We start from the raw sequence: 26376 nt of genomic DNA on the forward strand, positions 1-26376 counted from the left end.
TGTATTTGAGGTAATTACACAGGGCTTAGAATTTTTACTCTAAAAATGACTATTGCATATTCTTGAGTCAGATTCGTGACCGTAGGGGCCGTTTTTGGCTCTAGGCGACCCTTGGCAAAGCTGCTACTCTCGGCGCGCTTTTGTGACTTCTCGGCCTTTATCCAGCCAGATTCACCAACAGACACACACCAATAATAATCGCATCAAATGCGGTGAGAATTCGCGTTGCTGAGGAGTGGGGCTTCCATGATCGAAGACTTTTGGAAGGATAAATACCCAGCTGGGATTGCTGCCGACATCAATCCAGATGAGTATCCGAATATTCAGGCGGTGTTGAAGCAATCCTGCCAACGCTTCGCCGACAAGCCGGCATTCAGCAACCTTGGCAAGACGATCACCTACGGTGAGCTGTACGAGTTGTCCGGTGCCTTTGCCGCTTACTTGCAACAGCATACCGATTTGCAGCCGGGCGATCGAATCGCCGTGCAACTTCCCAACGTCCTCCAATACCCAGTGGCCGTGTTCGGTGCGATTCGTGCCGGGCTGATCGTGGTCAATACCAACCCGCTCTACACCGCGCGGGAAATGGAACATCAATTCAATGATTCCGGTGCCAAGGCGCTGGTGTGCCTGGCAAACATGGCGCACCTGGCCGAGCACGTGGTGCCCAAGACGGGCGTCAAGCACGTCATCGTGACCGAAGTCGCCGATCTTCTGCCGCCGCTCAAGCGTATGCTGATCAACAGCGTCATCAAGTACGTCAAGAAGATGGTCCCGGCTTATCACTTGCCCAAGGCCATCAAGTTCAACGATGTGCTGAGCAAGGGCCATGGCCAGCCCGTGACCGAAGCCAACCCTGCCAGCGATGAAGTGGCCGTGCTGCAATACACCGGCGGCACCACTGGCGTGGCGAAGGGCGCGATGCTTACCCACCGCAACCTGGTGGCGAACATGCTGCAGTGCAAGGCGCTGATGGGCTCCAACCTCAATGAAGGCTGCGAAGTGCTAATCACGCCGCTGCCGCTTTATCACATCTACGCATTCACCTTCCATTGCATGGCGATGATGCTGATCGGCAACCACAACATCCTGATCAGCAACCCGCGCGACCTGTCGGCGATGGTCAAGGAACTGTCGAAGTGGAAGTTCAGCGGTTTCGTTGGCCTCAACACGTTGTTCGTGGCGCTGTGCAACAACGAAGCTTTCCGCAAGCTGGACTTCTCGGCGCTGAAGGTGACTTTGTCTGGCGGCATGGCCTTGCAATTGGCCGCGGCGGAGCGTTGGAAAGCGGTCACCGGTTGCCCGATCTGCGAAGGCTACGGCATGACCGAGACGAGCCCGGTCGCCACAGTCAACCCGATCCAGCACATCCAGGTTGGCACGATCGGTATTCCGGTGCCGTCGACGCTGTGCAAGGTCATCAATGACGCGGGCGTCGAGCTGCCATTGGGTGAAATCGGCGAGTTGTGTGTGAAAGGTCCACAGGTCATGAAGGGCTATTGGCAGCGCCAGGACGCCACCGACGAGATGCTCGACAGCGATGGCTGGCTCAAGACCGGCGACATCGCGGTGATCCAGCCGGACGGCTACATGCGCATTGTCGATCGCAAGAAAGACATGATCCTGATCTCCGGCTTCAACGTGTACCCCAACGAATTGGAAGATGTGTTGGCGACCCTGCCGGGTGTGCTGCAATGCGCGGCCATCGGGGTGCCGGATGAGAAATCCGGCGAGGCGATCAAGATATTCATCGTCGCGCGCCCGGGTGTCACCCTGACCAAGGAGCAGGTGATGGAGCACATGCGCGCCAACGTCACGGGTTACAAAGTGCCCAAGACCGTGGAATTCCGCGATGCGTTGCCTACCACCAACGTGGGCAAGATCCTGCGTCGCGAATTGCGGGATGAAGAGTTGAGGAAGTTGGGGTTGAAGAAGTAAGACCGCCGCCAACAAAACGCCCCGCCAAGTGCGGGGCTTTTTATTGCGGGAAAATTTCTACAGCCAGGCGCCCCTGGCCTTGGGTTACAACCGAAATTGCGCAAAATCCAGGTTGGTGCCACCCGGGCGCATGTCTTGGAGGTAGGAATCCTTGTCGGCACTGAGTTCCAGGCTCAGGGCTGCCTTGCGTTTGCCTTGGTTGCGCACTTCGAGGTTTTCCATTTTTTCGCGAAGGAACACGGTCGGTACCTTCAGATGCAACAACTCGTCGGTGGCCGGCGTGTGCAGCAGCAGGTGAATCCATTCGTATTGCCCAATGGCCAGCCGGGCCACTGGAATGTCGAACCAGAAGATGTTGCGGTTGCGGTTCAGTTCGCTGAAATGGCAGTTATTGACGCCTAGGACGGCGCCGCCCAGTTCTTGATTCCTGCGGGCGATGGCCTGCTTTTTATCGAGTTTCATAACGTTCCTACGGGATTGGAGCTTCGGGCCGCAGCCTGAATACGTGGAGCATTCTCGGGGGTGGATCGACAAACATAAAGCGCAACCTGCATCTGACGATGAAATGCGCCGCTGAAAAAATGAAACTCCCTGCAAACGGCCCCGGTCAACCCATATGTAATGACTTTTCGTACAGTTATTCACAGGAGAGAATCATGGGTAGCACGAGCGATAAAGTGAAGGGCGTTGCCAACGAAGCCGTCGGCAACATCAAGCAAGGCGTCGGCAAGGCCACAGACAATGACCGTATGCGCGCCGAGGGCGTGGTCCAGGAGAAAAAAGGTGAGGCCCAGCAAACCGTGGGCAAGGCCAAGGATGCGGTCAAGAAAGGCGTTAACGAGGCGTAACCGGCCTGTTAAAAAACGATTGGAACGGCCATCCGCGGGTGGCCGTTATCATGTCGGCTCGAACTTGCACCGGGGAAAATTGTTCCAAAGTCGCCAAACAGGTTACTTTTGTCTTGGATAGCAACTCCGTGAGTCGCCAGGCGACCTTCCTTTTTTGCGGCGAAAGGAGACGCACATGATGTTCTCGGCCTTGAAAGGCTTACCCCTGCACCGCGTGATGATACGCACGGTGAATGAATTTCTCGACGACGAGATGTCGACGTACGCCTCCGCTCTGGCTTACCAGATGCTGTTTTCGCTGTTCCCCTTCATTCTGTTTCTGATCGCGCTGATCGGTTTCCTGCACCTGCCGGACTTCTTCTCCTGGTTGCGCCTGCAATCGGAGCTGGTGCTTCCGCCCCAGGCCCTGGAACAGGTCAATCCGGTGATCGACCAGCTCCAGCAATCCAAGGGCGGATTGCTTTCGATCGGTATCGTGATCGCGTTGTGGACTGCCTCGGCCGGTGTGCGGCTGATGATGAGCGCGATGAACGCAGCCTACGATGTGGTCGAGGGGCGTCCGGCCTGGAAGCGCTTCCCGCTGTCGATTTTCTACACCATCGGCATCGCGGGCATGTTGCTGGCCGCCGCGGCACTGATGGTGCTGGGGCCGCAGGTGATGGGCTGGATTGCCGCCCAGGTCGGGCTGGAGGAGTTTATCGTCACCGTCTGGACCCTCGTGCGCTGGCCGATCATCGTCTTTCTGCTGATGGTGGCCGTGGCGCTGATCTATTACGTGATGCCCGACGTCAAGCAGGAGTTTCGCTTCATCACGCCAGGCTCGGTGTTGGCCGTGGTGGTCTGGATCATCGCTTCCCTGGGCTTCGCGTTCTACGTCAAGACCTTCGCCGACTACAACGCCATGTATGGCAGTATCGGCGCGATCATCGTCTTGTTGCTGTATTTCTATATTTCTTCAGCGGTGCTGTTACTCGGTGCGGAGATGAATGCAGTGATCGAGCACATGTCCGCCGAGGGCAAGGACAAAGGCGAAAAACACCCAGACGAGCATAGCGAAAAACAGCATGTGTCCGGTCTTGGTCGCGACCATTCCATCCCTCTCACTCATACTGACGAAGCCCGACCATGATCCGCGAAATCCTGAAGATGGGCGATGAACGCCTGCTGCGCATCGCGCCGCCGGTGCCGGAGGAGATGTTCGACACGCCCGAGTTGTGGCAACTGATCGATGACATGTTCCAGACCATGGAGAGCGTTGGGGGCGTAGGCCTGGCGGCGCCGCAAATCGGTGTCGACCTGCAATTGGTGATCTTCGGCTTCGAGCACAGCGAGCGTTATCCCGACGCCGAGGCCGTGCCGCAGACTATCTTGATCAACCCGCTGATCACGCCGCTGAGTCCGCTGATGGAAGAGGGTTACGAAGGCTGCCTGTCGGTACCGGGCCTGCGCGGTGCGGTGGATCGCTACCAGCACATCCGCTACGAAGGTTTCGACCCCAAGGGCGAAGCCATCGTGCGCACGGCTTCAGGTTTCCACGCCCGGGTGGTCCAGCACGAATGCGATCACCTGATAGGTCGCTTGTACCCATCGCGCATCACCGATTTCAGCAAGTTCGGATTTACTGAAGTGATGTTCCCGGACCTTGACCCAGCGGCCGACGATTGATCGTCAGGGTTTTGCAGGTTCCAACCCCATTGCAATCATCGGCTTGCTGCGCGCGTATCGGCTCAAACGCTCAGCCATTGCGTAAGGCAGTTCGGGGTTGAAGCGGAACCCGCGCCGCTCATAAAAGCCGCGCAGATCCGGATGGCAGAATAACCACACTGGCTCGTCCATGCCGTTCACCGCCTCTCTGATCAACCGCGCCGCGATGCCCTGCGCGCGGTACGCCGGGTCAACGAACAACCCCGTCAGCCAATGCCCACCAGACACCGGTCGCAGGCACAACGCCGCGATGATCTCATCGCGGCGCGCCACCCAGAGCTGCGCGTCACGCACGGCTTTCATCGAAGATTGGTGGGCACGATAGAACTTGTTCATCAGCGGCCACAGCGGTTCTTCGAGCTGTGTGTAATGGATTTGTGGCATGGCAGGGGACGTTGGCGATGAGAGGAGGGCGATTATAAAAGAACGCCGGTGCAGCGATAGGTGTATACCTGGCTTACATCCCGTATGACTGGAGTACGTATCATGGCCAAAGGCATGGATTCAAAAAAAGCGGCAAAGAAAAAACCGGCGAAGACCGCCGATGAAAAGCGCGCCGACAAAAAAACCAAGAAGGTCAACCTGTTCGGCCATTGAACCGGCAACGCCTGGCTTTGCCTCGGGAGGAGCTGGGGCTGTAGCCCCAGCTTCACACTCGCGGTTCGTCGGCATGGATCGACCGCTTCATGTCGGAACCGCTCAGGTACTTTCGCGAACCTTGAGTTCGAATCCCAGGTCAACCACCGGCTGGGTAATACGATTGCCAGCCATCAAGGTGAGCATCTGTTCAGCGGCGCGGCGGCCAATCGCTTCCCTTGGAGTGCTGATGCTGCTCAAGCGCGGCACCATATGGGCCGAGGCGGGCAGATCGTTGAAGCCCAGGATCGATACCTGTTCGGGGACCTTGATGCCACAGCGCAACGCCTCGAGCAGGGCGCCGTGGGCCAGATCGTCGTTACCGAAGAAAATCGCATCGACGTCCGGGTGGCTGGCGAGCAATTGCAGGAACAGTTCTGCGCCCAAGCCCACCGACGACGGACGCGGCGTCAGTATTTCCAGGTCCGGGTCGTAGAGTTCGGCTTTCTGCAGCGCACGGCGGAAACCCTCGCCGCGCAGCAGCGTGCGTTGGTCCAGCTGGGCGCCGATATAGGCCAGGCGCTTGCGACCTCGGGAAATCAGATGCTCGGCGGCGGTCTCGCCGGCCTTGAGCTGGGAAAAACCGACGCAGTTCAGGCCGGCGCCTGGGTCCAATTCCATCATGTACACGCAAGGAATATTGCTGGCCTCGATCATGCGCCGGGCGCTTTCGGTACGGTCGAATCCGGTCAGCAGCAAGCCTCGAGGCTGGTACGCCATGTAATTGCGCAGCAGGTCTTCTTCTTCATCCCGGGAATAGTGGTAGTTGCCAATCACCACTTCGAAGCCTTTGGGCCGCAGCACGCGATGAATGGCTTCCAGGGTGTCAATGAACAGGAGGTTGGACAACGACGGCACCAGCACCACCACCGAATGGCTCTGGGCCGAGGCCAGTGCGCGGGCGGCGGGGTTGACGACGTAGTTGAGTTCCAGGGCGGCCTGGCGGACCTTGTCCACCAATTCGGCGGCCACGGTGCTGACGCCACGCAGGGCACGGGAGGCGGTGATCGGACTGACACCGGCCAGGCGTGCGACTTCGTTGAGCGTGGGGCGACCGGTGGTGCGAGTATTCTTATCGTTTTTAGGGGCGGTCATCAGGGTGGCTTGCCAAACAAAAATCAAGGCACTAAGGTAGCGCTGTCTCGGCGCGGCTGCAAATGCGCGAGCAGGGTTTGCCTGATCCCTGTGCGCAAGTGTCGTGGACGTACATGCTGCAACCACAAAAATGACAAGAAGGCGTCGGCAACTTCTGCTTTTGCTGCGGTGTCATAACTGGCAAAGGTAGCGCTGTCTGCGCGCTGAGGTGTTACATGAATAATCCAATCACCGCCCTGGTCATCATGGGCGTTGCCGGTTGCGGCAAAACTTGCGTCAGCCAGGCCCTGTGCCAACTGAGCGACGCCACCGCCATTGAAGGCGACACGTTCCACCCTGCGGCCAACATCCAGAAGATGAGCGCCGGTATTCCCTTGAACGATGACGACCGTGCCGGCTGGCTCGACAGCCTGTGCGACGAGTTGCGCCGTGTCGACGCCACGGGCGAGCGCCCAGTGCTGACCTGCTCGGCCCTCAAGCACAGTTATCGCGAGCGTCTGCGCAGCGCCTTGCCAGGCCTGGGCTTCGTATTCCTTGAATTGACTCCAGAAGTGGCCGCTGATCGGGTTTCCCATCGTCCCGGCCATTTCATGCCGTCGACCCTGATTGACAGCCAGTTCGCCACTCTTGAATCCCCTGTCGGCGAGCCCCTGACCCTGGCTCTGGATGCGTCCAGCCACAGCGTTGATGAACTGGCCCGCCAGGCTTACGTCTGGTGGTTGGCCCACGGTTTGAAGCTTGCCGGCTGAGCTTCAGAAAATTTGCGTCAGAAAGATAGCGCTGTCCCGACGGCTTGAAAATAACTGCTTCAATAACAACAACAAATCAGGAGACACCTCCCATGTTCGGCATGTCCCACGAGACGTTCCTACTGCTTGATGCAGTGGTCACGGTGATCGGACTCATCGTCCTTATCACCAAGTTCAAATTCCACCCGTTCATCGCACTGACCATCGCCGCCGCGTTCCTCGGCCTGACGTCGGGCATGCCGACCGGCACCATCATCAAGGCGTTCCAGGACGGCTTCGGTGGCGTGCTTGGTTTTGTCGGCATCATCCTCGCGCTGGGCACGATGCTCGGCAAGATGATGGCCGAGTCGGGCGGGGCCGATCAGATCGCCCAGACCCTGATCCGCGCCTTCGGCAAGGACAAGGTGCAGTGGGCCATGATGTTCGCTGCGTTCCTGGTGGGCATCCCGCTGTTCTTCGAGATCGGCTTCGTGTTGCTGATCCCGCTGGTGTTCATCGTGGCGCGCCGCACCGGCGTGTCGATCATCAAGATCGGTATCCCGCTGCTGGCCGGCCTTTCCGCCGTCCACGGCCTGGTGCCACCGCACCCGGGCCCGCTGCTGGCGATCGGCATCTTTGGCGCTGACATCGGCAAGACCATTCTCTATGGCCTGATCGTCGCGCTGCCGACCGCCATCATTGCCGGGCCGATCTTCGGTACCTTCATTGCCAAGCACATCCCCGGTCATCCGAACCAGGAACTGGTGGATCAACTGGCGCGCGAGACGAACGCCGCCGAGCTGCCAAGCTTCAGCATCACCTTGATCACCGTGTTGTCGCCGGTGTTCCTGATGTTGCTCAAGACCTTCGCTGACGTGGCGCTGCCGGACGGCAACCTGTTCCGCGTCTGGATGGACATGATTGGCCACCCGATCTCGGCGTTGCTGCTGGCGTTGCTGCTGTCGTTGTACACCTTCGGCTACAAGCAGGGCATCGGCTCCAGCCAGATGCTCAAATGGCTGGACGCAAGCCTGGCTCCGACGGCCGCGATCATCCTGATCATCGGTGCCGGTGGCGGCTTCAAGCAGATGCTCGTGACCAGCGGCGTGGGCGATGTGATCGGCCATATGGCGGTCAGCGCGCAGATCTCGCCGATCCTGCTGGCCTGGCTGGTGGCGGCGGTGATTCGAATTGCGACGGGTTCGGCGACGGTGGCAACCATTACCGGTGCCGGGATCGTCGTGCCGGTGGTGGGGATGATGCCGGGTGTGAACCGTGAGCTGCTGGTGCTGGCGACCGGTGCCGGCTCGTTGATCCTGTCTCACGTCAACGACGCAGGCTTCTGGCTCGTCAAGCAGTACTTCAATATGACCGTGGCCGAAACCTTCAAGACCTGGACCGCGATGGAAACCATCCTGTCCGTGGTGGCGCTGATCTTTATCCTGCTGTTGTCGCTGGTGATCTAAGCAGCGACTGACAATCTGTGGCGAGGGAGCTTGCTCCCTCGCCACATCAGCGGTTGTGATTGGCTGTCAGGCTTGTTTGCCAGCCAAGCCATCCGCCCGGAACATCCCACGGATCCCGCGCACCGCCTGGCGAATCCGGTCCTGGTTTTCGATCAGCGCAAAGCGCACGTGATCATCCCCATATTCCCCGAACCCCACCCCCGGCGAGACGCAAACCTTGGCCTCGGCCAACAGCTTCTTGGCGAATTCCAGCGAGCCGAGGTGGGCATAGGCCTCGGGGATCTTGGCCCAGACGTACATCGACGCCTTGGGGATTTCCACCATCCAGCCCAGCTCATGCAGGCCCTTGACCAGCACATTACGGCGCTGGCGGTACTGCTCGGCGATGTCGCGCACGCATTGCTGATCACCTTCAAGGGCGGCGATGGCGGCAACTTGAAGCGGGGTGAAGGTGCCGTAGTCGTGGTAACTCTTGATCCGAGCCAGGGCGTTGACCAGTTCCGGGTTGCCGACCATGAAGCCGATGCGCCAGCCGGCCATGTTGTAGCTCTTGGACAGGGTGAAGAACTCCACCGCAATGTCTTTCGCACCCGGCACCTGCATGATCGAAGGGGCTTTCCAGCCGTCATAGACGATGTCGGCGTAGGCCAGGTCGTGGATCACCAGCACGTCGTATTGCTTGGCCAGGGCGATGACCCGCTCGAAGAAATCCAGCTCCACGCACTGCGCGGTCGGGTTGGATGGGAAGCCCAGGATCATCATCTTCGGCTTGGGAATCGAGCCGCGAATGGCCCGCTCCAGTTCGTCGAAGAAATCCACGCCAGGCACCAGCGGCACCGAACGCACCTGGGCGCCGGCGATCACTGCGCCGTAGATGTGGATCGGATAACTGGGGTTGGGCACCAGCACCGTGTCGCCCTGGTCCAGGGTCGCCAGCATCAAGTGCGCCAAGCCTTCCTTGGAACCGATGGTGACGATGGCTTCGGTTTCCGGGTCGATGTCCACCTCGTAGCGGTCCTTGTACCAGCGCGAAATGGCGCGGCGCAGGCGCGGGATGCCTTTGGAGGTGGAGTAGCCGTGGGTGTCTTCACGCTGGGCGACCGTGACCAGTTTTTCCACGATGTGCGGGGGCGTGGCGCCGTCGGGGTTACCCATGCTCAAGTCGATGATGTCTTCGCCGCGCCGACGCGCAGCCATCTTCAGCTCGGCAGTGATATTGAATACATACGGGGGGAGTCGATCGATGCGCGCAAAGCGGCGCGGCGAACCTTGTTCGGCCATTGTTGCCTCGAAATACGTGAGCGCCCGGAACCGTCCGAGCGACGTCGGCCACTGCGGTGGCCTGCGGCGCAAGATAATAGGGCCAGTGTCAGATTGTCCAGTAGCGGCGCCGAACTATTTTCGACGACACTGTGGCGCTGCTGTGGCGCCATCGAGGCGTCCCGTCGGCCGTTGAACACGTCATACCCAATCCTGATGGAACGAATCATGGAATTTTCCAGCGGCTTCCTGCTGAGTCTTTCGCTGTGCCTGGACATCGGCGTCGCCAATATCGCGATGATCACCCTGGCGATGCAGCGCGGCTATTTCCAGGGGTTTGCCCTGGGCCTGGGCACCTGCGTGGGGGATCTGGTCTACGCGGTCCTGGCATTGGCGGGCATGACCGTGCTGCTGCAATACGAAACGGTGCGCTGGGTCCTGTGGATCGGCGGCTCGGTGCTGCTGTTGTATTTCGCCGCGAAAATGGTGCATTCGGCGATCTATCACAACGCGTTGCTGGCCGAGGCCGGCGAGGTCCGGGGCAACTCGCCACGCCAGGAGTTTTTCCGCGGGATCTTCCTGGCCATGTCATCCCCCAGCGCCATCCTCTGGTTTGCCGCGGTGGGCGGGACGCTCATCGCCCGCTCCGGGGGTGGAACGATGCTCAGTTCGGCGCTGTTCCTGGGCGGATTTCTCTGCGCCGGGCTGCTGTGGAGCGCGGGCTTGTGCCTGGCGGCGACCCAAGGTGGCAAATTGTTGGGCGACAAGTTGCTGCGCTACTCCTATTGGGCATCCGCGGCGATCTTCTGCTATTTCGCGGTCTATGTGATCGTTTCTGGTTACAACGAGTTTGTAGGAAAAACCGCCGCAGTCGTCCTGCCTGGACTTTGACAAGCGAAACGGTCTGGTAATCACGGTTTGGCTTCTATACTGCCAAGCCCGACTTCAAGTTTTCCGGAGTGTTGAAACAATGGAAACACAAAAACGCGTTAACGCAATCGAGCCGCGCTTTGAACAGGGACGCTTTCAGCTCATCGCCGGTTTCGGCGCGCGTTTTACCCAGGACACCGCCCAGGACATCCCGCTGCTCTGGGAAAAATTCCTGCCTTGGCTCGGTAAGGTGCCAGGTCAGAAAGACGAAGTGACCTATGGAGTGTGTTGCAACCCGGACGGCCAGGGTGGCTTCGAATACATCGCCGGCGTGGAAATCAGTCGGCTCGACGACCTGCCGGAGCAATACCGCTGGATCGAAATCCAGCCCGGGCCCTATGCTGTGTTCCAGCACAAAGGGCCGCTGAAAAGCCTTCCGGACACCTTCCAATACATTTGGAAAGAATGGCTGCCAACGTCCGGCCACCAAGCGGCGGATGAGCCTGAGTTCGAGCGCTACAGCGAGGATTTCAATCCCAGGACCGGTGAAGGCACCCTGGAAATCTGGATACCCCTCAAACCGAGCTGAGCGATGGATCCGTCTGGTCAAACACCAGCCGCATCCGCCGTTCATAACCGATACGGCCTTTATAGGCCTCGCCGCTGTCGACCCAGCCCAGTCGCGTGTACAGGCCAATCGCTGCTTCATTGTCGGCGTCGACTGACAGCTCCAGTCCATTTATTTCCGGCCACGCCGAGCGCGCCACCGTCGGCAATGCCTGCAAGCAGGCCTTGCCGTATCCCTTGCCCTGGGCTCGGAAGTCGACCTGCAAGGCATGCAGGGTGGCGCTGTGTTCATCGGCCCACGCGGGCAGCACGGGCGGGCGCTTGAGCAGCAAGAACGCGACGGGCACATCGCCAGCCAGCAATGCGAAACCCTTTACACCCGGCCCGGGCCTGGACAGCAGCGTATGCAGTGCACCGTGGATATCGCCGGAAAACTTGATCTGGTCAGGGTGGATTTCGATGGCTTCGACCTGTTGCTGTTGCGTCGGGGTCAGGTCTTCATAGGGTACGAGCTGAGCGGTCACGAAAACGTCCGTTGTTTGCCGAGAGAATGGGTCTCGGATTCTAGCGAAAATTTTTCTTTGGTTTATTTTTGTTTGGCTGTCGATTCACCGTTTCTCCAGACGACTAAGGATGTCTCTAACAAAAACCTGCGGAGAATCATCATGAATACCCAAGCTACCGAAAGCGAAATCCAGACGCTGATCGACACCTATCGCCAGGCGGTCATGGCCAAGGACGTGGAAAAGGTCATGGCACTCTATGACGACAACATCGTCTCGTTCGACGCCATCCAGGCCCTGCAATTCAAGGGCAAGGTCGCCTACCGGGCCCATTGGGAGGCGTGCATGGAAATGTGCCCCGGCCCGCACAAGTTCGATTTCCATCAGGTCCAGATCACGCCGGCCGAGAACATCGCGTTCGCCCATTGGCTGGCCTATTGCGGCGGCACCAACGACAAAGGCGAAGAGCAGGCATGCTGGATGCGCGTGACAGCTTGCTACAAGCGTACGGCCGGCGCGTGGAAGATCGTCCATGAACATTGGTCGGCGCCATTCGACCCGATGGCGGGTACGGCGATATTCGACTCGCAGCCCTGATCGGCTACGGTTTCCTCCTGCCACCTTTGTCGATCGGTTCGATCACGGAGCTTTCCATGAAGTATTTATGCCTGGTGTATAGCAACGAACAGGCCCTGCACAACTCGCCCGACAGCCCTGAGGACGCAGAGTGCATGGCTTATGCCGAGTCGATCCAGGGCAGCGGCCGGATGGTTGCCGCCGAAGCCCTGGAGTCGGTGCAGACCGCCACCACGGTGCGCATGCGCGGCGGCAAGCTGTCGATCACCGACGGCCCGTTCGCCGAAACCAAGGAGCAACTGGCGGGCTTCTACCTGATCGATGCCAAGGACCTCAACGAGGCCATCCAGGTCGCCGGCAACATACCGGCGGCCCGGGTCGGCTGCGTTGAAGTCCGGCCGGTCCGTCAACTCAATCCCTGAACAGCAACCACGAACAGGACTGTGTCCATGAGTCTCAAACCCGCATCTTTGGAGTGGGCCGTCGGCCGGCTCGAAATGCTGATAGCCCAAGGCATGCCCGACTGATGCCGGGCGAGGCGGTCAAGGCGCGGGTCGAGCAGGTTTATCGGCAGGACTCGCGGCGGATCCTGGCAACGCTGATTCGCTTGCTGGGCGACTTTGATCTTGCCGAAGAAGCCCTGCACGAAGCGTTCTTCATTGCGGTCGAGCGCTGGGAGCGCGACGGTGTGCCGGACAATCCGCGGGCGTGGCTCGTGTCCGCCGGACGTTTCAAGGCGATTGACAGCCTGCGCCGTCGGGCGCGCTTCGCGGCGTCCCAGCCGATGCTGGTTGCACAGCTCGAAGAGCTGGAGCAGGCCGATTGGAGTGGTGAGGACGTGGAAGACGATCGCCTTCGGCTGATTTTTACCTGTTGCCATCCGGCCCTGGCGGCTGATGCCCAGGTGCCGTTGACGCTGCGTGAAGTGTGCGACTTGACCACCGAAGAAATTGCCCGTGCCTTTCTCGCCGCGCCGGCGGCCATCGCCCAGCGCATCGTTCGGGCCAAGGCGAAGATTCGCGACGCGAAGATTCCCTATCAAGTGCCATCGCGCACCGAACTCCCGGAACGACTCGACAGTGTGTTACGGGTGATTTACCTGGTGTTCAACGAGGGGTATTCGGCCTCGATGGGCGCCGAATTGACCCGTGAAGATCTCACCCGCGAAGCCATACGCCTCGCGCGTTTGCTGATGGAGTTGTTGCCGGAAGCTGAAGTCATGGGGTTGTTGGCGCTGATGCTGTTGCACGAATCGCGACGCCGGGCACGAAGCTCGGTGACGGGTGAACTGATTCTGCTGGACGAGCAGGACCGATCCCTGTGGGATCAAGGGATGATCGCCGAAGGCTGTGCCATGGTGGAGGCCGCGCTCAACACCCGGCGGTTCGGACCCTATTGTCTGCAAGCAGCGATTGCCGCCGTGCACGCTGAAGCGCCCACCGCGCAAGAAACCGACTGGCCGCAGATCGTTGGCCTCTACGATGTGTTGTTGCGCGCGATGCCATCGCCAGTCATCGAGCTCAACCGCGCGGCTGCCCTGGCCAAGCGCGATGGGCCGCAGGCAGGGTTAAGTCTGGTCGAGGGGATACTCGCAAGGGGTGAGTTGCTCGACTATCACCTGGCCCATTCGGCGCGGGCGGAATTCTGTCGGCAGTTGGGGCGGGTGGAGGAGGCGAGGGCGGCTTATGGACGGGCGCTTGAACTGACGCAGCAATTGCCGGAGCGACGGTTTATCGAAGCCAGGTTGGCCGGGTTGGATTAATAGTCCAAAGGCTCGCTGGCATTCCATTTCCGGCCGACTTCAACAAAAAAGGCGACCCGAAGGTCGCCTTTCTCATTCGCCCAACGTTGATCAGAACTCGTGATCAGCGCTGTCCGGGTTCAGGTCGCTGATGCCCAGCTTGCCTGCGGCTTGTTCGATCGAACCGGTCTGCTTGACCAGGGCGGCGATGGCGTCGCGCACGATCTGGTTGCCCGCGGTGTTGCCGGCGGCGATCAACTGATCGTAGTGCTCACCCTTGTTGGCGTGATCGACCATGACCTGGATCTTGGCTTCGGTGTCGGCGAGGTCGGCCTTGAGCGCGGTGTCAGCGGCCGGATCGGCCTTGGCTACCAGCGACGACAGGCTGGCGCCGGTCATCTTGGTGCCGTCTACGCGGGAGTATTCGCCCAGGTAAACGTTACGGACACCCTTGGCATCGTAGAAATGCGAGTAGTGGGTGTTGTCGCTGAAGCAGTCCTGCTCGTCTTCTGGCGAGTTGGCTTCCAGGGACACCTTCATGCGCTCGCCCGCCAGTTCGCCCAGGGACAGGCTGCCCATGCCGAACAGCATTTTGCGCAGGCCGGTTTCGGCCGGCTCGGCTTCCAGGGTGGCGCGGTAGTTGTCGGCCACGTTCGGCTTCCAGTTACCGACCATTTCCTGCAGGTCGTTGACCAGCAGCTGGGTCACGGACTTCAGATAGGCACGTCGACGGTCGTTGTGGCCACCGGTGGCGCCTGCGCCTTCCAGGTAATCCGAAGCTGGGCGATTGCCAGCACCAGGGCCGGTGCCGTTGAGGTCCTGGCCCCACAGGAGGAATTCGATGGCGTGGTAGCCCGTTGCGACGTTCGCCTCGGAACCGCCCAGCTCGTTCAGGCTGGCGAGTTTTTCCGGGGTAATGTCCTTGACATCGACCTTGTCTTCGCCGACCTGAACTTCGGTATTGGCGATGATGTTGGCGGTGGCGCCCGGGTTACCCAGGGCATGCTCGTAGGACTTGTCGACATAGTCGATCAGGCCCTCGTCCAGGGGCCATGCGTTCACTTGGCCTTCCCAGTCGTCGATGATGGTGTTGCCGAAGCGGAACACTTCGCTCTGCAGGTAAGGCACGCGGGCGGCGACCCAGGCAGCCTTGGCGGCTTTCAGGGTGTCGGCGTTCGGCTTGGCCAGGAACGCGTCGACGGCGGTTTGCAGGGTTTTCGCGGTGGATTCGGCATCGCTGTAGACGGCATAGACGATGTCGGCATAGTGCGCGACAACAGCCTTGGCGGCGGTTTCGTCGATCTTGCCAGCGGCAGCGGGGGCAGCCGGAGCAGCGGTACTGGCGGCCGGCGTTGGCGCTTGCGGCGCGGCGGCCTTGTCTTTGCCTTCGCCGCAACCGGCGAGGGAAATAGCGATGGCCAACAGACTGGCGGTAGCCAGAGGCATACGAATCATGGCGAACATCCTGCTTCGGTGATGAATGGGACAGGCGCAAGGGTGCGCAAAAGCTGCGACATAATGCGAAAGATTTGCATTATGTGTAAAGGGCTGTGGCTGTAAATATTTCTTATTTAATGATGCAGATCGCCGCGTGTGGGCGGCGTCTGTAGGGATTGTCTCGTTGCCAACTCCTGGAACGGAGCAATGGCAGCGCAAAAGAATCAGACGATGGAGGCCTTGGTGCGCTCCGCCTGCTTCAGATAAAGGCCCAGTTCCCGTGCCGGCAGGGGTTTGCTGTAGTAATACCCCTGACCTTCATGGCAGCCCTCGGAGATGATGTAGGCCTCTTGCTCGATCGTCTCGACGCCTTCGGCAATGACCTGCATCCCCAGGCTTTTGCCTAGCTGGATGATGGCCCGGACGATGGTGGCGTCGTCTTCGTCGTCGAGCAGGTCCTGGACGAAGCTCTTGTCGATCTTGATCTTGTCCAGCGGCAGGCTCTTGAGGTAACTCAACGAGGAATAGCCGGTTCCGAAGTCATCGATGGCAATCAGCGCACCGGAACGGCGCAGGCTCAGCAGGTGCTGGGCAGCGGTGGTGATGTCTTCCATCAGGCCGGTCTCGGTGACTTCCAGCTCCAGGCTGCGAGGCGGCAAGCGATACATCTGCAGGAAGTTGTTCACCACCCGCGGCAATTCGGCGTGGTGCAATTGAACGGTGGACAGGTTGACCGCCATGCGCAAGTCGACGAAGCCTTGGTCGTGCCATTCGCGCAATTGCTTGCAGGCCTGGTCCAGTACCCATTCGCCAATGGCAATGATGGTGCCGTTCTGCTCGGCCAGGGGAATGAACAGGTCTGGCGGCACGAGACCGTGTTCCGGATGATGCCAGCGGATCAAGGCTTCGGTGCCCACCACGCGCAAATCGCGATAACTGATCTGTGGCTGGTACACCAGGCTGAATTGCCCGCGGGCCAGCGCCTCGCGCAGGTCCTTTTCCAGTTCGCGACGGCGGCGCATCTCGCTGTCGACGCTGGCGATGTAGAACTGGTAGCGATTGCGCGAGCGGGTCTTGGCCAGCGTCATGGTCTGCTCGGCCTTTTGCAGCAGCTTCTCGGTGCTGTCGCCGTCCTCGGGAAACAGGGTGATACCGATGGTTGCCCGTAGGCGGATCTCCTGATCATCCAGCGCGAACGGCGCTTCCAAGTCATCCAGAATGCTCTGGGCCAGTTCGGCGGCCTCGTAAGGTTGCTCGATATCGGCCTGGACCAGGGCGAACTGGTCACCGCCCAACCGGGCCAACGCACCGAGGCGTCCGCTGTGAGCCCGCAGCCGATCAGCCAGGGCCAGCAGCAACTGGTCGCCGGTCTGGTAGCTGAACTGTTCGTTGATGCTCTTGAAATCATCCAGCCCCACGCAGAGCACCGCCACGCGACGTTGCAGGCGTCCGGCATCTACCAGGATCTTGTCGAGTTGTTGTTGCAGCTGCTGGCGATTGGGCAAGCCAGTCAGGAAGTCGTACTGCGCCATGCGCAACAAGCTGTTCTCGGCTTCGTGGCGTAGATGGGTGTTGCGCTCGATGGAGGCCAGGAGCTGATTGGCGGTATTGATCCACAGGCCCAGCTCGTTTTTCTCATGGCCTCGCAGCTGCGGGATCTTGTGTGCGCTTGGGCGGTCAGGGTTGATTTCGGTCAGGTGCTGGATAATCCGCGACAACGGCTTGGTCAGCAGCCAGTGATAGACCAGGTACAGCACCAGCCCCATGGCGAGGGCGCGCAGCATCCCGGAAATGAAGATGATCACGGAGCTGACAATGAAGCCCTGGCCGTAGGTCGCGGTATCGAGCGTGATGCTCAGGTCGCCGTAATACTCGCTGTAGGGACCGCGGCCCACCAGTTGTGTGGTGAAGGTTCGTTCCTGGCCAAGGATCAGGTCGGTCAGCCAGCGGCTTTCGGAGCGCTGCAAGGGCCGGGTTTTTTCGGCAAGCATGGTTTCGCGAGGGTGGCCGATGGAGGCCATGCGCACGGCCTCGTCCTGGAACAGCCCTTCGATCACCTGCATGCCCATCTCCCGATCCAGGCTGTAGACCGCCTGGGTAGAAGGGTCGCGGAACATATCAAGGATGCGCTGGGCGTCGACAGCTACGGCCCGGTTGGTTTTGTAGGCGTCGAACACGATCTGGGCACAGCTCAAGATCATGCCAACGATCAACGCCGAGAGGAGCACGACCCGGAGCAACTTCACAGACAAGCTGTTTTTAAGTTCCAGCTTCAAAGATGGATTCCTTGTTTCGTGCGGATAGCGTCAAGTTGCCATGAGTATTGGCAATCCTGTGATGTCAGTCAAAGGGACAATCAAACACAAGGGTTTTCGCCTGAAGCCTGGCCGTTATACGGTGTCTACAGAGTTATTACTCTACGACCATTGTTTCGGTTGGAAGGGCCCGCAACTTGAGGCCTGGCGGGATTTTTTATTGGGTTTCAGACGCGAGGTCATGTGCCTGCTGCTGGGGATTGTGGATGCAAGCTTAAAAAAAAGGCGCTTTGCCCTCTCGGGAAAAGCGCCTTTTTCCTGGCATCAAAGCTTAGGCAGTAAAGGCTTTGCCTTCGAACTGCTCAGCCACGAACTTCCAGTTGACCAGGTTCCAGAACGCTTCGACGTATTTCGGGCGAACGTTGCGGTAGTCGATGTAGTAGGCGTGTTCCCAGACGTCGCAGGTCAGCAGCGGGGTGTCGCCGCTGGTCAGCGGGTTGCCGGCGCCGATGGTGCTGGCCAGGGCCAGGGAACCGTCAGCCTTTTTCACCAGCCAGCCCCAGCCGGAACCGAAGGTGCCGATGGACGTCTTGCTGAATTCTTCCTTGAACTTGTCGAACGAACCGAAGGCAGCGTTGATGGCTTCAGCCAGTGCGCCGGTTGGTTGACCGCCGGCGTTTGGCGCCAGGCAGTTCCAGTAGAAGGTGTGGTTCCAGACCTGAGCGGCGTTGTTGAAGATACCGCCCGAGGAAGTCTTGACGATTTCTTCCAGGGTCTTGCCTTCGAACTCGGTGCCAGGCACCAGGTTGTTCAGGTTCACGACATAGGTGTTGTGGTGCTTGTCGTGGTGGTATTCCAGAGTCTCTTTGGAGATGTGCGGCTGCAGTGCATCGTGAGGATAGGGCAGCGGCGGCAATTCGAAAGCCATGGTGATTCTCCTAATCAGGTCAGTTGCGGTGAGCGCAAGGCCGATCACGGGCGGCCAGACTAGCGCCGGGGAGTTTGTACTCTTTGCGGCGCAGGAGTCGGATCATAGCACCGGGGGTGCGGCATAACCACGCAACAACTGTGTGGAATAGAGGTTCCAGAGCGGTTTGGAATATCAGCCGAAGACGATCAGCTGCACCGCCACGGTGAACATCATCAGTGCCACCAGCAGGTCGAGGATTCGCCAGGTAGCGGGTCGGGCCAGCCAAGGGGCCAGCCACGCGGCGCCCAGCGCCAAGGTGGAAAACCAAAGCAGCGAGGCGCTGGCCGCGCCCACCACATAAGCACCGGGGACGCTTTGCTGGGCGCCGAGGGAGCCAATCAGCAACACCGTGTCCAGATAAACATGGGGGTTGAGCAGTGTGACCGCCAAGGCGCTGAGCAGCACGGTTCGCAATGAGCGCGTGACGTGTTCTTCACTGCGCTGCAGGCTCTGTTTCGAACACGCCCGACGCAGCGCCTGGCTGCCGTACCAGAGCAGGAACGCCGCGCCGCCCCATCGTGCGATCGAAAGCAGCAGCGGGCTTTGAGCCAGCAGCGTCGCCAACCCGAACACGCCGGCGGCGACCAATAGCGCATCGCAAATGATGCACACCGCGGCCACTGGCAGGTGATGCTCACGCCGCAGGCTCTGAGCCAGCACAAACGCGTTTTGGGCGCCAATCGCCATGATCAATCCAAGCGCTACCAGCAGCCCGTTGACGTAACTTTGCCACATGAATTCTTCCCCTTGATTGTTCGCAATGCTGGTCATTCTCCGGTGCAGGGGCGTATAAGAAAAACCAATGTTGCTGATTGCCCATTAGGAATACTGATGTTCGATTACAAACTGCTTTCTGCCTTGGCAGCCGTCGTCGAGCAGGCCGGTTTCGAGCGTGCCGCGCAGGTGCTGGGATTGTCGCAGTCGGCCATCTCCCAGCGAATAAAACTGCTGGAAGCACGGGTCGGCCAGCCCGTCCTGGTGCGCGTCACGCCGCCGGCGCCGACCGAAATCGGCCGCCGATTACTCAACCATGTGCAACAGGTCCGGCTACTGGAGCGTGACCTGCAAAGCCTGGTGCCGGCGCTGGATGAGGAAGGGGTGCCGGAGCGCCTGCGGATTGCATTGAACGCCGACAGCCTGGCCACGTGGTGGGCCGGTGCCGTGGGGGCTTTTTGTGCGGAACAGCATCTGTTGCTCGACCTGGTGGTGGAAGACCAGACCGTGGGACTCAAGCGAATGCGCGCCGGCGAAGTAGCGGCGTGTGTCTGCGCAAGCGAACGCCCGGTGGCCGGGGCCCGCAGCGTATTGCTGGGGGCGATGCGCTATCGTGCGCTTGCCTGTCCTGCGTTCATCACCCGACATTTCCCCGAAGGGGTGCGCGCCGATCAGCTGGCGCGCACGCCGGCCCTGGTATTCGGCCCGGACGATTTCCTGCAACACCGATACCTGGCGTCCCTCGGCGTCGAAGGCGGTTTCGAGCACCATTTGTGTCCTTCGTCCGAAGGCTTCATTCGCCTCATCGAGGCGGGGCTGGGATGGGGCCTGGTGCCTGAGCTGCAAGTGCGCGAGCAGTTGGAGCGAGGCGAGTTGGTGGAATTGCTGGCAGATAAGCCGATCGACGTTCCGCTGTACTGGCATCATTGGCGCAATGGCGGACAGTTGCTCGGTTTGCTGACCGAACAATTGATCGCAGCGACAAGCAGCACGCTGCAAGCAGTGAATTGAAGTCGTATGGCTTGCAGCTCTTGGCTTGTAGCTCGAAACTGATTTTAGGAGCACTACATGAAAATTCTGGTCACCGGCGCAAGTGGCTTCATTGGCGGACGCTTTGCGCGTTTTGCCTTGGAGCAAGGCCTGGATGTTCGGGTCAACGGCCGCCGGGCCGAAAGCGTTGAGCATCTGGTCCGGCGCGGCGCCGAGTTCATCGAGGGCGACCTGATCGACCCGATGCTGGCCCGTGATCTGTGTCGCGATATCGATGCCGTGGTGCATTGCGCCGGTTCGGTGGGCGTCTGGGGACGCTATCAGGATTTCCACCAGGGCAACGTCCAACTCACCGAAAACATCGTCGAGGCTTGCCTGAAGCAGAAGGTCCGGCGATTGGTGCATCTCTCATCGCCGTCCATTTATTTCGACGGTCGTGACCACCTCGGGTTGACCGAAGAGCAAGTGCCCAAACGCTTCAAGCATCCCTATGCCGCCACCAAATACCTGGCCGAACAGAAAGTCTTCGGCGCCCAGGAGTTCGGCCTGGAAGTGTTGGCCCTGCGGCCGCGTTTCGTCACCGGGGCCGGCGACATGAGCGTCTTCCCGCGACTGCTCAAGATGCAGCGCAAGGGGCGACTGGCTATAGTCGGCAACGGATTGAACAAGGTCGATTTCACCAGCGTACAGAACCTCAACGAAGCGCTGCTCAGCAGCTTGCTGGCCACCGATTCAGCCTTGGGCAAGGCCTACAACATCAGCAACGGAGCGCCGGTCCCGCTGTGGGACGTGGTCAATTACGTAATGCGACAAATGGAGGTCCCACAGGTCAGGCGCTACCGCTCCTACGGGCTGGCCTACAGCGTCGCGGCCATGAATGAAGGTTTCTGCGCGCTGTGGCCCGGCCGCCCCGAGCCGACGCTGTCGCGCCTGGGCATGCAGGTCATGAACAGGAATTTCACCTTGGACATCGGTCGGGCGCGGCATTATCTCGATTATGATCCGCAGGTCAGTTTGTGGGCCGCCCTTGATGAATTTTGCGCCTGGTGGCGCGTCCAAGATGCCCGCTGATCGGTCCGTCATGAACCGAGTGCCCAGTTCGGGGTCAATGGGTGCGGCGGGTGAGGGGGTTATACTCGCTGCACCGAGCCATTACCGGTTTTCCAAAGGTTGAACCCATGCCCATGCGTAACGATGCCGACGACGACTTCGATGATGTACCGAGCCTGCGGATGCGGGCCGACATTCCCGATGACGATGACTTCCCGACCAACCGCGAGCCCCGCGTGCAAGCGCGTCCGGCACCCGCTGCGGCGGCCAAGGTCAAGGCTCCCAGCACTGGGCCGTTGTGGGCATTGGTCGGCGCCCTGCTGTGTGCCCTGGCATTCCTGGCTTGGTGGAGTTTCCAGCAGATCTCCTTGATGGAACAACAGCTGGTGGCCACTCAGGAAAGCTTCGCGCGGATCAGTGAGGATGCGGCGGGACGCTTGCAGGATATTTCCGGCAAAGTGGTCGCTGGGCAGTCCAACGTGATGAGCGACAGTGAAGCGTTGAAATTGCAGATCAAACAGTTGGATAACAAGCTGCAGGACCAGGCACGGCAATTCGAAGGCAAGCTGCAAGAACAATACAAACTCCTGCAAGGCGCGTTCGGTCCATCTGCCGACCTGGATAAGCAGCTGGCCCAGATGATTGCCCAGGACTCCGAACAGCAGAACGCCTACACCCAGCTGCAAGCAGCCAATACCCAGCTTCAGGGCCAGGTCAAAACGTTGGCGGCTGAGGTATCAGCCTTGAAGAACCAGGGCGAGGGCGGCGCGCTGGATGCCCAGCTCAAGAGCATCGGTGCCGACATCACCGCTTTGAAAAGAGCCACCTCGAGCTCGGCCATCGAACGCCTGGAACAGGACATGGTCGTGCTCAAGAGCCAACAGGAGAATCGTTCGGGCGGCTCTGCTGCGGAGTTCGATGCCTTCCGTGGTCAGGTCACGCGTAACATCAATACCCTGCAATCGCAGATCCAGTACCTGCAACAGCAACTGAGCAACCGGGCCCAGTGACGCCCTGGAACCTGTGGAAGCCAGCTCGCTTCCACAGGTTTGTGCTTGCCCTCGCAACAATCCCCTGAATACTCCCACATCACCCCGCGCCGTCTACGCTCTTGGAACATCAACAAGAACGAGGGCGCGCGCATGGGATTGATTCGAAAGATGGCCAGGCTGACGGCGTTGCTGTTTCTGGTAACACAGGTCCAGGCCGCCACTCCGGACGACGGCCAGGCAGCCCGGGCACTGCTGGAAAAGGCCCTGGCCTACTATGACGACTACGGCGACTATGCGTTCGCCGCCTTCAGCCGCCAAGGCGAGTTCGTCGACAAGGACCGCTACGTGTTTGTGGTCGACACCCAAGGCGTGATGCTCGCCAGCGGCGGTCCCTCGTCAGCATTGATCGGGCGAGACGTTTCCGAGGTGTTGGGGCCGGATTTGCGCAAGGCTTTCAAGGACGCACTGAAAACCCCTGAAGCCAGCGGTATCCAGCAGGCTGAGTACCGTTGGCAGAACTGGGCCGACGGCAAGGTCGAGCGCAAGCATGTGTACTTTCAGCGGGTCGGTGAGCGAATCCTCGCGGTCGGCTATTACCTGCCACGGGCCTCAGCCGAACAGGCCAGGGCGCTGCTGGACAAGGCGTCGGCCGACTTGTTGAAAAACCAGAAAGCGACGCTGACGGCGATCAACTCCCTCAAGGGCGGCTATCTTCAGGATGACCTGTATGTCTTTGTCGTCGACCTTGATACGCGACGCTATGTCGGTCATGGCACCAACCTGCGCTTGATCAATACTGATTTTGCCAAGGTCAAGGATCCGGATAGCAAGCCTGTGGGCGAGCCGATATTGGCCATGATTGGTAAGCAGGATGCGGGGGAGTATGAGTATCGCTGGAAGAATCCGGTGACGGGGAAGGTCGAGAACAAGCATGCCTATTTGAAGAAGGCGGGGCATCTGCTGGTTGCGGTGGGGTATTACAGTCCTTGAGGTGGTTTCTGGGTTTTGGGTTCTGGGTTTCTGGGTGTATATCCGTTACCGAAGAAACGGATATACACACGCAAAAACCGCTGAAATCAGCCCGCCACCAACACCCGAATCGCCTCCAACCGCAACGCAGCCTTCTCCAGCATCGCCAGCCCTTGCTCGCGCTGCTGACGCAAAGCCTCCAGCTCGCTATCGCGCACGGTAGGGTTCACCGCTTGCAGCGCGGTCAGACGTGCCAGCTCCTCTTCGGTATCGGCTGCAAGGCGGCGTTGAGCCTCGGCCACGCGCTCGGCATGGCGCGGGATGATCTTCTCTTCGCCAGCATTGATCCGTGGTGACAGCTGGTCACGCTGGGCCTGGATGAACTTGTTGGCGCTGGCGCGGGGCACGCTTTCGAGCTGGTCGTTCAGGGTTTCGAACAAGACCCGGGCCGCCAAGTCGTTGCCGTTGGCATCCAGCAGGCAGCGCAGGGCGGCCGGTGGCAGGTAGCGGCCCAGTTGCAGCGAGCGTGGGGCAACCACTTCGCTGACGTAGAGCAGTTCCAGCAACACGGTGCCGGGCTTGAGTGCCTTGTTCTTGATCAGCGCCACGGCGGTGTTGCCCATGGAGCCGGACAGCACCAGGTCCATGCCGCCTTGCACCATCGGATGCTCCCAGGTGATGAATTGCATGTCTTCGCGAGACAGCGCCTGGTTGCGGTCGTAAGTGATGGTCACGCCTTCGTCGTCGCCCAGCGGGAAACTGGCGTCGAGCATTTTTTCGCTCGGCTTGAGGATCAGCGCGTTGTCGGAATGGTCCTCGCTGTCGATGCCGAAGGCGTCGAACAGGGTTTCCATGTAGATCGGCAGGGCGAACTGGTCGTCCTGTTCGAATATGGCTTCCACCAATGCGTCACCTTCTCCCGCACCGCCGGAATTGAGCTCCAGCAGACGATCACGGCCGGTATGCAGTTCGGCTTCCAGGCGTTCACGCTCGGCGCGCGCCTCGTCGATCAGCGTTTGCCACTCGCCGTCATCGGCTTCTTCCAGCAAGGGCAGCAGGCGCGGGCCAAACTGGTGTTGCAAGGCGTTGCCGGTCGGGCAGGTGTTGAGGAACGCATTCAGCGCTTCGTGATACCACTGGAACAACCTCGCCTGCGGGCTGGTTTCCAAATAGGGCACGTGCAGCTCGATCGTGTGTTTCTGGCCGATCCGGTCCAGTCGGCCGATGCGTTGTTCCAGCAGGTCCGGGTGCGCCGGCAGGTCGAACAGGACCAGGTGATGGGCAAACTGGAAGTTGCGACCTTCGCTGCCGATTTCCGAGCAGATCAGCACCTGGGCACCAAACTCTTCGTCGGCGAAGTAGGCGGCCGCGCGGTCTCGCTCAAGGATGTTCATGCCCTCGTGGAACACCGTGGCCGGGATGCCGGAGCGCACGCGCAGGGCGTCTTCCAGGTCCATGGCGGTTTCGGCGTGCGCACAGATCACCAGGACTTTGGTGCGTTTGAGCATTTTCAACTGATCGATCAGCCACTCGACGCGCGGATCGAATTTCCACCAGCGCTCTTCTTCACTGGCGTCCGGCTGGGCCTGGAAGCTGACTTCCGGGTACAGCTCGGCGTGATCGCCCAATGGCAGTTCAAGGTATTCATCCGGGCACGGCAACGGATAGGCGTGCAGCTTGCGCTCCGGGAAGCCCTGTACGGCGGCGCGAGTATTGCGAAACAGCACGCGGCCGGTGCCGTGGCGGTCCAGCAATTCGCGAACCAGGCGGGCGCTGGCTTCGATATCGCCATCGTTGACGGCGGTCAGCAGCGCTTCGCCTTCGTTACCCAGGAAACCATGGATGGTCTTGTGGGCTTCAGGCGACAGGCGACCTTTGTCCAACAGCTCCTGAACGGCCTCGGCCACCGGGCGATAGTTTTCGCTCTCGGCGCGGAAGGCCTTGAGGTCATGGAAACGGTTCGGGTCGAGCAGGCGCAGACGGGCGAAGTGGCTGTCTTGGCCCAATTGTTCTGGGGTTGCGGTCAGCAACAACACACCCGGGATCGTTTCGGCAAGCTGTTCGACTAGCGCGTATTGCGGGCTCACGTGGTCTTCATGCCAGACCAGGTGATGGGCTTCGTCGACGACCATCAAGTCCCAGCCGGCGGCGAACAGCGCGTCCTGGGCTTTCTCATCTTCCACCAGCCACTCCAGCGCCACCAGTGCCAGTTGGGTGTCTTCGAACGGGTTGCTGGCATCGCTTTCGATAAAGCGTTCTTCGTCGAACAGCGCAACCTGCAGGTTGAAGCGTCGGCGCATTTCCACCAGCCATTGGTGCTGGAGGTTTTCCGGCACCAGGATCAGCACACGGTTGGCGCGGCCGGACAGCAGTTGCCGATGGATGATCAGGCCGGCTTCGATGGTCTTGCCCAGGCCCACTTCGTCCGCCAGCAATACCCGGGGCGCGATGCGGTCGGCCACTTCACGGGCGATGTGCAGTTGGTGCGCGATCGGTTGGGCGCGTACGCCACCCAGGCCCCAGAGCGACGACTGCAATTGGCGGCTGGTATGTTCCAGCGTGTGGTACCGAAGGGAGAACCAGGCCAATGGGTCGATCTGGCCGGCGAACAGGCGGTCGCTGGCCAGGCGGAACTGGATGAAATTCGACAGTTGGGTTTCCGGCAGCGTGACGACTTCGTTCTGGCCGTTGAGGCCGTGATAAACCAGCAGCCCATCGACGTCGTCGACTTCGCGCACGGTCATTTTCCAGCCTTCGAAGTGAGTGATCACATCGCCCGGCGAAAACCGTACACGGGTGAGGGGCGCATTCCGTAGCGCGTACTGGCGGGTGTCGCCAGTGGCCGGATAGAGCACGGTCAACAAGCGGCCGTCCTGTGCCAGAACGGTGCCTAAACCCAGCTCGGCTTCGCTGTCACTGATCCAGCGTTGCCCCGGTTGATACTGCTGCGCCATGCTGCCTGACTCCCGCCGTGAAAAAGCCGGCTATCTTAACGGAATGAGCCGTCAGACCAAAGGATTTACGCACGCATCCCGGCCTCATGTGGGCTTGCCCATCAACCACCCCA

The 26376-nt window shown here is 60.2% G+C and carries 25 protein-coding genes; 15 read left to right on the top strand and 10 right to left on the bottom strand.

Features of this window, described 5'->3' with window-relative positions; all coding sequences use genetic code 11:
- Positions 1-246: 246 nt before the first annotated feature.
- Complete coding sequence (gene fadD1 / locus HU742_RS24140) at positions 247-1938, top strand: long-chain-fatty-acid--CoA ligase FadD1 (RefSeq protein WP_186635365.1); 1692 nt, start codon at positions 247-249, stop codon at positions 1936-1938.
- 84 nt (positions 1939-2022) lie between these two features.
- Here the strand turns inward: fadD1 and HU742_RS24145 are convergent, their stop codons facing one another.
- Positions 2023-2400, bottom strand: a complete 378-nt coding sequence (locus tag HU742_RS24145) for a hypothetical protein (RefSeq protein ID WP_186613553.1) — start codon at positions 2398-2400, stop codon at positions 2023-2025.
- Positions 2401-2594: 194 nt separating this feature from the next.
- Between HU742_RS24145 and HU742_RS24150 the strand changes: the two genes are divergently transcribed.
- From HU742_RS24150 to def, 3 genes are all read left to right on the top strand, one after another.
- On the top strand, positions 2595-2786 hold the full coding sequence (locus tag HU742_RS24150; protein ID WP_186635368.1) for a CsbD family protein: 192 nt from the start codon (positions 2595-2597) through the stop codon (positions 2784-2786).
- Positions 2787-2961: 175 nt separating this feature from the next.
- Positions 2962-3915: a YihY/virulence factor BrkB family protein gene (locus HU742_RS24155; protein ID WP_186635371.1), complete on the top strand. Its 954-nt coding sequence runs from the start codon at positions 2962-2964 to the stop codon at positions 3913-3915.
- Positions 3912-4451 carry a peptide deformylase gene (gene def / locus HU742_RS24160; protein WP_186613547.1) on the top strand — a complete coding sequence of 180 codons (540 nt, stop codon included), beginning with the start codon at positions 3912-3914 and terminating at the stop codon, positions 4449-4451. The genes HU742_RS24155 and def overlap by 4 nt, the downstream gene beginning before the upstream one ends.
- 3 nt (positions 4452-4454) lie before the next feature.
- On the opposite strand, the gene HU742_RS24165 is transcribed toward def, so the two are convergent.
- Together HU742_RS24165 and gntR are read right to left on the bottom strand one after the other, a co-directional pair.
- On the bottom strand, positions 4455-4874 hold the full coding sequence (locus HU742_RS24165; RefSeq protein ID WP_186635374.1) for a GNAT family N-acetyltransferase: 420 nt from the start codon (positions 4872-4874) through the stop codon (positions 4455-4457).
- A gap of 315 nt (positions 4875-5189) precedes the next feature.
- Entirely contained in the window at positions 5190-6221 is a 1032-nt protein-coding gene (gene gntR / locus HU742_RS24170; RefSeq protein WP_186635375.1) for an HTH-type transcriptional regulator GntR, read from the bottom strand.
- A gap of 215 nt (positions 6222-6436) precedes the next feature.
- On the opposite strand from gntR, the gene HU742_RS24175 reads away from it, so the two are divergent.
- Positions 6437-6970: a gluconokinase gene (locus HU742_RS24175; RefSeq protein ID WP_186635378.1), complete on the top strand. Its 534-nt coding sequence runs from the start codon at positions 6437-6439 to the stop codon at positions 6968-6970.
- Positions 6971-7062: 92 nt separating this feature from the next.
- Positions 7063-8415 (top strand): GntP family permease, encoded by a 1353-nt coding sequence (locus HU742_RS24180; RefSeq protein WP_186635381.1) that lies wholly within the window; start codon positions 7063-7065, stop codon positions 8413-8415.
- Positions 8416-8481: 66 nt separating this feature from the next.
- On the opposite strand, the gene alaC is transcribed toward HU742_RS24180, so the two are convergent.
- A complete protein-coding gene (gene alaC / locus HU742_RS24185) occupies positions 8482-9696 on the bottom strand; it encodes an alanine transaminase (protein ID WP_186635384.1) in 1215 nt (404 codons plus the stop codon).
- 207 nt (positions 9697-9903) lie between these two features.
- Between alaC and HU742_RS24190 the strand changes: the two genes are divergently transcribed.
- Both HU742_RS24190 and HU742_RS24195 read left to right on the top strand, forming a co-directional pair.
- The gene (locus HU742_RS24190) at positions 9904-10566 is read left to right on the top strand and encodes a LysE family translocator (protein ID WP_186635387.1); all 663 of its coding nucleotides are present in this window, start codon (positions 9904-9906) and stop codon (positions 10564-10566) included.
- A gap of 79 nt (positions 10567-10645) precedes the next feature.
- Positions 10646-11134 carry a GyrI-like domain-containing protein gene (locus HU742_RS24195; protein ID WP_186644805.1) on the top strand — a complete coding sequence of 163 codons (489 nt, stop codon included), beginning with the start codon at positions 10646-10648 and terminating at the stop codon, positions 11132-11134.
- Here the strand turns inward: HU742_RS24195 and HU742_RS24200 are convergent.
- On the bottom strand, positions 11121-11636 hold the full coding sequence (locus HU742_RS24200; RefSeq protein WP_186635393.1) for a GNAT family N-acetyltransferase: 516 nt from the start codon (positions 11634-11636) through the stop codon (positions 11121-11123). The two genes, HU742_RS24195 and HU742_RS24200, sit on opposite strands and share 14 nt — an antisense overlap.
- A 141-nt stretch (positions 11637-11777) precedes the next feature.
- On the opposite strand from HU742_RS24200, the gene HU742_RS24205 reads away from it, so the two are divergent.
- From HU742_RS24205 to HU742_RS24215, 3 genes are all read left to right on the top strand, one after another.
- Positions 11778-12212 carry a YybH family protein gene (locus tag HU742_RS24205; RefSeq protein ID WP_186635396.1) on the top strand — a complete coding sequence of 145 codons (435 nt, stop codon included), beginning with the start codon at positions 11778-11780 and terminating at the stop codon, positions 12210-12212.
- 56 nt (positions 12213-12268) lie between these two features.
- Positions 12269-12613 (top strand): YciI family protein, encoded by a 345-nt coding sequence (locus HU742_RS24210; protein ID WP_186635399.1) that lies wholly within the window; start codon positions 12269-12271, stop codon positions 12611-12613.
- A gap of 104 nt (positions 12614-12717) precedes the next feature.
- On the top strand, positions 12718-13953 hold the full coding sequence (locus tag HU742_RS24215; protein ID WP_186644806.1) for an RNA polymerase sigma factor: 1236 nt from the start codon (positions 12718-12720) through the stop codon (positions 13951-13953).
- A 90-nt stretch (positions 13954-14043) separates the two neighbouring features.
- Here HU742_RS24215 and HU742_RS24220 read toward each other — a convergent pair whose 3' ends face one another.
- From HU742_RS24220 to HU742_RS24235, 4 genes are all read right to left on the bottom strand, one after another.
- The gene (locus tag HU742_RS24220) at positions 14044-15387 is read right to left on the bottom strand and encodes an imelysin family protein (RefSeq protein ID WP_186635405.1); all 1344 of its coding nucleotides are present in this window, start codon (positions 15385-15387) and stop codon (positions 14044-14046) included.
- A 206-nt stretch (positions 15388-15593) separates the two neighbouring features.
- The gene (locus tag HU742_RS24225) at positions 15594-17645 is read right to left on the bottom strand and encodes a putative bifunctional diguanylate cyclase/phosphodiesterase (protein ID WP_186635408.1); all 2052 of its coding nucleotides are present in this window, start codon (positions 17643-17645) and stop codon (positions 15594-15596) included.
- Positions 17646-17955: 310 nt separating this feature from the next.
- Positions 17956-18552, bottom strand: coding sequence for a superoxide dismutase (locus HU742_RS24230; RefSeq protein ID WP_186635411.1), 597 nt, complete (start codon positions 18550-18552; stop codon positions 17956-17958).
- A gap of 174 nt (positions 18553-18726) precedes the next feature.
- Positions 18727-19329 (bottom strand): LysE/ArgO family amino acid transporter, encoded by a 603-nt coding sequence (locus tag HU742_RS24235; protein WP_186644807.1) that lies wholly within the window; start codon positions 19327-19329, stop codon positions 18727-18729.
- Positions 19330-19419: 90 nt separating this feature from the next.
- Here HU742_RS24235 and HU742_RS24240 point away from each other — a divergent pair, with 90 nt between their 5' ends.
- From HU742_RS24240 to HU742_RS24255, 4 genes are all read left to right on the top strand, one after another.
- Positions 19420-20319, top strand: a complete 900-nt coding sequence (locus tag HU742_RS24240; protein WP_186635507.1) for an ArgP/LysG family DNA-binding transcriptional regulator — start codon at positions 19420-19422, stop codon at positions 20317-20319.
- A 57-nt stretch (positions 20320-20376) separates the two neighbouring features.
- A complete protein-coding gene (locus HU742_RS24245; protein ID WP_186644809.1) occupies positions 20377-21369 on the top strand; it encodes an NAD-dependent epimerase/dehydratase family protein in 993 nt (330 codons plus the stop codon).
- A gap of 107 nt (positions 21370-21476) precedes the next feature.
- Entirely contained in the window at positions 21477-22358 is an 882-nt protein-coding gene (locus tag HU742_RS24250; protein ID WP_186644811.1) for an ATPase, read from the top strand.
- A gap of 132 nt (positions 22359-22490) precedes the next feature.
- Positions 22491-23330 (top strand): cache domain-containing protein, encoded by an 840-nt coding sequence (locus HU742_RS24255; RefSeq protein WP_186644813.1) that lies wholly within the window; start codon positions 22491-22493, stop codon positions 23328-23330.
- 86 nt (positions 23331-23416) lie between these two features.
- Here HU742_RS24255 and rapA read toward each other — a convergent pair whose 3' ends face one another.
- Positions 23417-26263 (bottom strand): RNA polymerase-associated protein RapA, encoded by a 2847-nt coding sequence (gene rapA, locus HU742_RS24260; protein ID WP_186644815.1) that lies wholly within the window; start codon positions 26261-26263, stop codon positions 23417-23419.
- Between the last annotated feature and the right edge of the window lie 113 nt (positions 26264-26376).

The sequence above is a fragment of the Pseudomonas marvdashtae genome (genome assembly GCF_014268655.2).
GTDB lineage: Bacteria > Pseudomonadota > Gammaproteobacteria > Pseudomonadales > Pseudomonadaceae > Aquipseudomonas > Aquipseudomonas marvdashtae.